Annotated in this window: 7 protein-coding genes and 1 tRNA gene; 7 read left to right on the forward strand and 1 reads right to left on the reverse strand. The window is 59.7% G+C overall.

The genetic code is table 11. The features are described from left to right. Positions 1–125: 125 nt before the first annotated feature. The 3 genes from ACN0WV_RS15415 (at position 126) to ACN0WV_RS15425 (ending at position 4,268) form a co-directional block, all read left to right on the forward strand. Positions 126–821, forward strand: a complete 696-nt coding sequence (locus tag ACN0WV_RS15415) for a LuxR C-terminal-related transcriptional regulator (protein WP_417606954.1) — start codon at positions 126–128, stop codon at positions 819–821. An 85-nt stretch (positions 822–906) separates the two neighbouring features. After that, positions 907–2,040, forward strand: coding sequence for an FIST N-terminal domain-containing protein (locus tag ACN0WV_RS15420; RefSeq protein ID WP_417606956.1), 1,134 nt, complete (start codon positions 907–909; stop codon positions 2,038–2,040). 5 nt (positions 2,041–2,045) lie between these two features. Further along, a complete protein-coding gene (locus ACN0WV_RS15425; RefSeq protein WP_417606958.1) occupies positions 2,046–4,268 on the forward strand; it encodes a hybrid sensor histidine kinase/response regulator in 2,223 nt (740 codons plus the stop codon). An 82-nt stretch (positions 4,269–4,350) separates the two neighbouring features. Here ACN0WV_RS15425 and ACN0WV_RS15430 read toward each other — a convergent pair whose 3' ends face one another. Further along, positions 4,351–5,640: an ATP-binding protein gene (locus ACN0WV_RS15430; protein ID WP_084350257.1), complete on the reverse strand. Its 1,290-nt coding sequence runs from the start codon at positions 5,638–5,640 to the stop codon at positions 4,351–4,353. Between the two features lie 51 nt (positions 5,641–5,691). Between ACN0WV_RS15430 and ACN0WV_RS15435 the strand changes: the two genes are divergently transcribed. The 4 genes from ACN0WV_RS15435 to ACN0WV_RS15450 all read left to right on the forward strand — a co-directional run. Continuing rightward, positions 5,692–6,606: an MBL fold metallo-hydrolase gene (locus tag ACN0WV_RS15435; protein ID WP_417606964.1), complete on the forward strand. Its 915-nt coding sequence runs from the start codon at positions 5,692–5,694 to the stop codon at positions 6,604–6,606. Positions 6,607–6,686: 80 nt separating this feature from the next. After that, positions 6,687–6,761 (forward strand) — tRNA-Asn (locus ACN0WV_RS15440). Positions 6,762–7,001: 240 nt separating this feature from the next. Then, on the forward strand, positions 7,002–8,210 hold the full coding sequence (locus ACN0WV_RS15445; RefSeq protein ID WP_417606960.1) for an HNH endonuclease: 1,209 nt from the start codon (positions 7,002–7,004) through the stop codon (positions 8,208–8,210). A 171-nt stretch (positions 8,211–8,381) separates the two neighbouring features. Further along, positions 8,382–8,952 (forward strand): hypothetical protein (locus ACN0WV_RS15450; protein WP_417606962.1); only part of this gene is annotated, 571 nt, incomplete at its 3' end.

Genomic DNA, 8,952 nt, shown 5'->3' on the forward strand with positions numbered 1-8,952 from the left:
AACAGCCAGACATTCGCAAAGAATCACGCACAGACCGGGCGCGCCGTCCATCGCCTAAGACCTTTGGACAAGAGACCCTTTGTGCCATTATCCATAGGATAAATGCAAAGAAGGACGCGTCCGCCATGCAACAACCCGCCGCCCGGCCCATTGAGACTTTGCCGCTTACCGCGATGGTGGTGGACGACCACCCGCTGTTCTGCGATGCGCTGAGCCTTACATTGCGCTCGCTGGCAGAGTTTGACGACATCACCACCGCAGGCACGTTGCAAGAGGCGCTTGACCGGATCGCAGCAGAGGGCGCGCCGGGTTTTATCCTGCTGGACCTCAACCTGCCAGATGTGAATGGGCTGGACGGATTGGTGCGCCTGCGCGGCGCGGCCCCCGCCTCGGCGATCATCGTGGCGTCCTCGATGGCTGAAAACCGGATGATTTCCTACGCGCTGAAGGCCGGTGCCAACGGGTTCGTGCCCAAACATTCGCAACGCTCGGTGTTTCGCCGTGCCTTTGATGCGGTCCGCGAGGGCCTGCCATTCGTGCCTGACGACTATATCGACCCCGAGGGCGCAGGGGGTGACAATGGACAAGGCAACGCCCTGGACCGGCTGGCGACATTAACCAATCAACAGGCGCGCATCCTTGGCCTGATCTGCGAAGGCAAACTGAACAAACAAATCGCCTATGATCTGACCATCGCAGAGACCACCGTGAAGGCGCATGTGACGGCGATCATGCGCAAGTTGGGGGTCCACAGCCGCACCCAGGCGGTGTTGATCGCGCAAGAGGCCCGCTTTGCGAAGGTCTTGCCAAGCGAGGATTGAACGGCCTATCGTTTCCGCTTGCCGAACCGGCACGGAAACCAATGATTGACGGGCAGTTTCACTGCCCGCGCGGGAGGAAAGAACCTTGCACGAAGCCTTGCGCTCGGCGCAGGTCGATTGGCGCGACCCTGATGCGCTTGAAAGCCTTCATGCACAGATGGGGGCCGGAAAATTTGCATTTGTCGGCCTGTTTGTGACGCCCGAAGCCGACTTTGCTGCGGTTGTCGCGGCCGCACAGGACAAATTCACCGATACATGTGTCTGCGCCTGCACCACCGCCGGAGAACTTGGCAGCGCTGGCTATGAGGACGGTCAGATCGTTGCCGTCGGTCTTCCTGCCGCGCATTTCGCGACGGCCAGCTATGTGATCAACGATCTGCACGCGCTGGAGCCACAGGCGCAGATCGACCGGCTGATCCAGACCCGCATGGCCCTGTCGCGCGCCTGGCCGCGCATGAGCCAGGAATTCGCGTTTGTGATGATTGACGGGCTGTCCCTGGCCGAAGAACACCTGACCTCTGTCCTGTCGACCGGGCTGGGACCGGTGCCGCTCTTTGGCGGCTCTGCGGGGGACGGCACGCGCTTTTCCACAGCGTGGCTTGCCTGTGACGGGGTCGTGTCGCGCAACAGCGCGGTGATCACGCTTGTCCGGACGACCTGCCCGGTGAGAGTATTCTCTTTGGACCATCTCATGCCCACGGACCGGCGCATGGTTGTCACCGGTGCCGATCCCGCCCGCCGCATCGTGCATGAGATCAACGCCGAACCGGCCGCGCAGGAATATGCCCGGCTTCTGGGCAAGGATCCTCAGCAGCTTGATCCGTTCACCTTTGCCGCGCATCCGGTGGTGGTGCGGTTGGGCGAGTCGCATCATGTCCGCGCAATCCAGCGCGTTGATGAGGATGGCAATCTGGTGTTTTTCTCTGCCATCAACGAAGGTATGGTCCTGACACTGGCGGACCATCAGGACATGGCAGAGCATCTGGAACGCGGGCTTGCAGAACTGGCCGTGGACGGTGCGCCGGATCAAATCCTTGGCTGCGACTGCATATTACGAAGGATAGAGGCCGGCCAAACCCAGAAAAGCCGCGAGATCAGCCGCATCCTGTCTGAAAATCGCGTTGTTGGTTTTGGCACTTACGGCGAACAGATCGGCGGTTTGCACGTGAATCAGACTTTCACCGGCGTCGCGATCTATCCACCTGCCACCGAGAGCTGAGCGCCATGTCCCTGACAAACCCCGAAGACAGCCTGGAGCGGCAGAACGAGAAGCTGCTCAAGATCTCGGAATCGTTGATGCGCCGGGTCGAATACGGTGCCTCGCATTCAAGCGCCGCCTATGCGCAATTCGAGCGCGCGGCGCTACTCGAAAAACAGGTCCGCGAGCGCACCACGCAGCTGGAAAAGACGCTGGATCTTCTTCACGATTCAAACGCCCGGCTGGCGCAGGCCAACCTTGAAACAGAGGCCGCGCGGTCCAACCTCGCCAATGCCATCGAGACGGTCCATGAAGGGTTCGCCCTGTTTGATTCCGACGACATCATGGTGATGTGCAACTCTCGGTTTTGCCGTGACTTCGTTGATATGCTGGACATGCTGCATCCCGGCCTGCCCTTTGCCGTATATGTCGACAGGATCAGCCGCTCGCCACATCTGGCATTGCCCGAAGGCGAATCCTCGGCCCGCTGGGCCGCGCGTCGCATACGTCGCCATCAGGACCGGCATGTGATGTTCAACGCACAGCTGACCGGCGATCGCTGGCTTCAGGTCAGCGAACATCGCACCACCAATGGTGGGACGGTCATTCTGCAAACGGATGTGACTGACATCCTGCGGCTGGAACGTCAGGCGCGCGACCGGTTGAAGGACAAGCAAGCGCAGATGATTCACGCGACGCTGGACCATCTTAACCAAGGGGTCTGCATCTTCGATGAAGAGGCGCAGCTTGTCGGATGGAACTTCAAGATCGGCGCGCTCCTGTCGCTGCCGGCACGCCGCCTGCATCTGGGCGCGTCCTTCCCGGTCTTGCTGACCCATATCGACGGAGAGCTTGCCTTTTCCAAAGGCATTGACCGCGACGGGTTTCGCGATTGGGCGCTGTCAAAGGCCCATCGCCCTCCGATCTCTTTCGAAGTGACCCATTCCGAAGGCATGGTACTGCATATTTTTGGCCGCGAAATGCCCGACCGCGGCTTTGTCATCAGCTGCACCGATATCACCGCCGAACGAGAAGCGGCGCACCGGCTGACCGAGATGAACGAGGATCTTGAACAACGGGTGATGGAACGCACCCTGGAGCTTGAGGATGCGCTGAACGCGGCCGAACGGGCCAATGCGTCAAAGTCGCGCTTTGTCGCCGCTGCCAGCCATGACCTGTTGCAACCGCTATCCGCCGCCAAGCTGTTCATCTCGTCGCTTGCGGACAAATCCGCCGGGGACAGCGACCGCGCAATTCTGGAAAAGGCTGAAAGCGCGCTGTCGGGTGCCGAAAAGATCATCGACGCCTTGCTTGATATTTCCAAACTTGAATCGGGGCGGATATCATTCGATGTACGGCCCATGGCGCTGAGTGAGATTTTTCGGCCTCTGCGCGATGAGATGGGCATACTCGCTGCGCGCAAAGGTCTGGATCTGCGCATTGTCGACAGTAGTCTGGTGGTCGAAAGCGACCCGTCCTATCTACGGCGGATCCTGCAAAATCTTCTGGGAAATGCCATCCGCTACACGTCGACAGGGCGGGTCGTGATGGGCGTGCGTCGCCGCGAAGGTGGTGCCCGGATCGAGGTTTGGGATACCGGCGCGGGCATTGCAAAACATGATCAAAATTCCATCTTCGAAGAATTTCGGCGGCTCGACACCACTGCCAGCACCAATGAAGGGCTGGGTCTGGGGCTTGCGATCGTCGAGCGCGCCTGCGTCAAGCTGGGCCATCCGCTGGCCCTGTGGTCGGAACCGGGGCGCGGCAGTTGCTTTATGGTGAATGTGCCGGTGGCGTCGCTGCCCCACCACGTCACCAGCACTGCCCGTCCCACTCCGCGGCCGCTGCGATTGGCACAATCTGGTCTGATTGTTCTGTTGGTCGAAAATGACCCGGCATTGCGCCGCGCCATCACCATTCTTATCGAAAGCTGGGGTGTCAGCGTAATCGAAGCGACGGATGCGGCCAGCGCGCTGGATCTGCTGGACGATCTGGAAATCACGCCCGATGCCCTCTTGCTGGACTACCAGCTTGGGCGCGGCATGAACGGGGTCGAGCTTTACGACGCGATCGCCGCCCGGTTCGGGCCACTGCCCGGCTCGATTATTTCAGCGAACCGCACTGAACCACTGGATCAGTTCTGCATGGCGCGCGGATTGGAGTTTCTGCCAAAACCGCTCGACCGGCACAGGCTGAGTGCCGTTCTGGACGCCGCAGCCACCAGCCGGGCACAAGCGGCGGAAGGCTGACGCCGCCTGTTTGCAAATGCGCTTCGCCTGGGATCGCCCCAAGCGTCAACAGACCGGAAACGGCACCACCCCGGCCCGGCCTTTAGCGCGCGATGACAATATCTGCACGCAGACCGCCCAGTTTGGCACTTTCGCCCAGTCTCAAGATGCCGCCGTGCGAGCGCGCCACATCTGCCGCAATCGCAAGTCCCAGCCCCACACCGGAACCGCGATCCTGATTGCGCGCTGGATCCAGACGCACGAACGGCTTGATCGCATGCTCGCGCCGGTCCGCAGGAATACCCGGCCCGTCATCCTCGACCCGAAAACGCAGGGATTTCCCGGTCAGCGCGACAGACACCTCAGCCCGACTACCATAGCGCACAGCGTTGTTGATCAGGTTCTCAACCGCCCGTTTGATCGCCATCGGCCGCAGCGCGACCTCACCCGAACCTTCGACCTCTGTAAGGGTCACATCCTTGCCGCCGCGACGCGCGTCCTCGACCAGTTGCCCGACCAGCGCCACCGGGTCGACGGGTTCCGCGCTGGTCTTGCCGACATCGTCGCGCGCGAAATCAAGAAAGGCATCAACCAGCCGCTCCATGTCCTGCACATCCCGCTCCAGCGGCGCGGCATCCTTTTCGTCGAGCATCGACAACCCCAGCTTCATCCGGGTCAACGGAGTGCGCAGATCGTGGCTGACCCCAGACAGCATCATGGTGCGCTGTTCGATCTGCCGTTCGATCCGCGCGCGCATGTCCAGAAACGCATGGCCAGCGGCCCGAACCTCAACGGCACCCGCTGGTTGATAAGGCATCGCCCTGCCCCGTCCGAACGCCTGACTGACCTCTGCAAGACGCGTGATCGGGCGCAATTGGTTGCGCAGGTAGAGATAGGCAATCACCGTCATCAACACGCCGAAGATTACCATGTTGACCAATAGCTGATGCGGGTTCTCCGCAGAGGCGCGCAACCGGCTGAAGTCGATCGCTACGGGTCCTTCCGGACCGTCCGCATAGACAGTGACCAGCCGATCGGTCGGCAAATCGACCGCCCGTATGCGCGGCACTTTTTCCGTCAAAGTTCGGATAACGACGATGCCGGAAAAATCGTACCACCTGCGTTGACTGGCCGGAGGCACCTCTGTTGACGCCACTTGCCTCACATCGAATGACAGCGCCTGAGACAGGGGTCTTTCACCGCCTGCATCGAGAATCAGGTTCAGTTCGCGCGCAACGGCCGTGCTCATCTGAAGACTGACGCCTTCAAAATGCCGCTGGATGAACACGATGGACACCACAAGTTGCAGCGTGACCACCGGCAACACCAGGATCAATAAGGCACGGCCATACAGGCCGCGCGGCATATAGTGTTTGAGCCAGCGGAACGACATGACTAAAGCTACCCCGGACCCGATCCGCATACCATGCCGAAAGAGACGACCATGCCGGACCCCGATCCCAGTTTTCGCCCAATACCCGGTTTTGCCGAAACGTTGCAGCCCGGCCTGCGCCGTATCGTCGCGAACAACCCCTCACCGATGACCTTTCGCGGAACCAACACCTATTTGCTTGGCACGGATGATCTGGCGGTGATTGATCCCGGCCCCAATGACACAGCACATCTACGGACGATTCTGGGGTCCGTTGGCCCGGATCAGCGCATCAGTCACATCTTCGTCACCCATGCACATCTTGATCACTCCCCTTTGGCACGCCCTCTGGCCGCGGCCACGCGCGCCCCGGTGCTCGCCTTCGGGGACGCACGCTCAGGGCGCAGCGCCGTGATGCAACAGTTGGTGGCGCGGGGGTTCACCAGCGGCGGAGAGGGCGTGGATACAGAATTCGTTCCGGATATTTGCCTGCCAGACGGCGCGCAGGTCTCAGGCAATGGGTGGCGCATTAAGGCGCTTCACACGCCCGGCCATTTTGGCAATCATCTGTGTTATGCTTCAGAGGGTTTTCTGTTTTCCGGCGATCTGGTGATGGGCTGGGCATCGTCCCTGGTGTCCCCACCCGACGGAGACCTCACGGATTTCATGGCGTCCTGTCAACGCCTCGCACAGATGCCCTGGAATCGGTTTTACCCCGGTCACGGTGCCGCGATAGAACAGCCTCATACCCGTCTGGAGTGGCTGCTGAAGCATCGCAAAGACCGCGAAACGGCCATTCTGAACGCTCTCAGGATGGGTCCAGACACCGCACACGGCCTTACCTCCCGCATCTACACCGATATTCCCACCAAGCTCATCCCCGCTGCCGAACGCAATGTTTTGGCGCATCTTATTGATCTTAAATCAAAATCACGCGTTCATCATGTGCAAGAGCTTCACAGCGACAGCACATTTCTGCTCGTTTGAAACTTTTCTGACATTTTCAGCGATTGCAGCGACAATCCCTCTGGACGCCCTCTGCCCAGGTTGCTATATCCGCCCCGTGTTCCGGCGTAGCTCAGCGGTAGAGCAGTTGACTGTTAATCAATTGGTCGTAGGTTCGATCCCTACCGCCGGAGCCAAAATCTCTCAATAAAATTAGAGATATAGGTTAAAGGTCGCTCACAGCGGCCCTTTGCCTTTTGGCAAGACTCATCACGGAGTCATCACCGTGAGTGAGATTGAACGCGGCACGGCGTTAAGCAGGGTGGAGCAGGCCTTCTCGGGTAACTTCACATCGGACGAAGAATTCCGTTTGTATTTGCGGGCGTTTGGCGAGATTCTAAGAATCCCGCCCCAAGGGGCCAAGCGCAGGAAGCCGCATGTCGGAAGTGATGAAAGCTCTCAGAGGAAGTGCCGATCCGTTAGCGAACGATCTCGCCCGGGTCTACGATCACTGGCAGGAGGTCAAACGAAACCACGGCCAGCGCGCAGGCCTCGGGTATGAACCCCGGGACATCAACGCGTTTGGCGCGGTTTCGGTAATTTCGAGCCGGGTCTCGAACGCCTCCGCCGGGTTCGAGGAGGTTGACCCGGATCAAAGCTATGAAGCTTTGGTGCTCAAATACTCGGATCGCTTCACCCCAGACGTAATTGCTGCTGCGCAGGAGCGGTTGAAGCTCGGCGCGAGCAAGGTGAAACACTTCCGGCGGCAGGACATTCAGTTCTTCATCAAATCCAGCGCAATAGAGCTATTCGGAAAGCCGGGCGTTAGGCCCCCAGCCGAAAACTGGGTCGGCCGGGAGGCAGCGCTGCCCGAGCTTCATAAAGAGAACAGCTTTGCCGACGAAATTCTGAGTAAGGGCTTCCGGGGCCTCGTGTGGCTACATGAACAGGAGAAGGAAGGCGAACGGGGGCGAGGTTTGACGGCCGTGGTCGAGTTCGGCCCCGTGCAGCCGGATCGCCGCGCTCGGGTGATTAACGCGGAGTTCTTTGAGCGCCCCGTTGGGAAGGAACTCTTGGCAGCGCACAAGGATGACGGGACCTTTATCTCCAGTATTGGCGCGAGCCGCCATAGCCGGATTTGGCCCATCTCGGATAACGACGTGGACTTGCTTCTGTCTGCCGTTCGGGAGAAGGCCCACAAGATCGCGGAATATGAGAACCAGAGCCCGAACCCGCACGAGCCCCTGAATCTTGAGAAAATCGAAGACGCCACTGCCCTGCGCCAAGTCGTCCTGCGGCGATACCAGAGCGCGTTTCGGCAGGCCCTCCTGCGCAAGCGCCCGAACCGCTGCGCAATCACTGGCACGACAGAGCTTTCGGTTCTGGAAGCAGCCCATATCATCCCCTATGCGGAGCGGTTTGCCGACCGAGACAAGCTTGAGAACGGCCTTCTGTTGAGGAGCGATATTCACAAGCTCTTCGACGCACACTTAATTTCTATCAACCCCGGCACCAAAAAAATCGAGGTTTCAGACCGAATTGAATCACGGGATTATATGAGCCTGCACGGCAACCCCGTTTTCGATGATGTCTCCCCCAAAAGCCTTGGCTTTCATTTCGAGAAATTCTGCAAACAGTGCCAGTAGCGGCGGGCGCTCCCGCGCAACGGAGAGCAACGGCCGCCCCGGCAAAACGTCTTGCGCCTCGCGTTTCACTCGCGCTGAACCCCGGCGTACGAGCCCTCGGTTCGGTTTGCGTCTGGTATCCGCGGAAGAAAACGAGTAGCCCGTTTTCTAAACAGATTGGAGGGGGACCATATGATTGACGCCGTACCGACCAAACCCGAAGAGACAGTCCGACAAAGGGTTATTAAGGACTTGCTCCGCCTCGGATGGAAGGAAACTCAGCTTCGGTGGAAACCCGAATGGCAGGTACCCGACACTCCGCACGATCTAACCAAGCGCGAGCGAGGTCAGAAATATGCAACCTGCGGCTCAGCCGATCTGGTCGCCTTTGCCGATGACAGTGGCGAATGGTATGCCTTGCAAGTCATCTTCGAGTTCAAAGCCCCGGATATTGAGGCGGGCCGTTCCCAACTCCTTCGCTACCTCAGCAATGAACCTATGGCGAAAATGGGGTTCTGGACCAACGGAGGCCAAACCCTCGCCGTCTACAAGCGCCACCAATCGGAATGGGTCTTTGTCGAGAACGCGGGGCTTCCCCACCCGACAGACGATCTAACGCAGCCTCCGGACGTGCCCCCGACATGGGACTCTATGCGGCAGCCGAGCGAGGCCGAATTGTCCGGGGCTGTCAATGAGCGTTCAAAACTGACCCGGTTTCAGCGATTAAATTTGACCCACCCTATGTGGCGCAAAGCCCCCAGGC

It is taken from the genome of Primorskyibacter flagellatus (assembly GCF_048268605.1).
Lineage (GTDB): Bacteria > Pseudomonadota > Alphaproteobacteria > Rhodobacterales > Rhodobacteraceae > Primorskyibacter > Primorskyibacter flagellatus.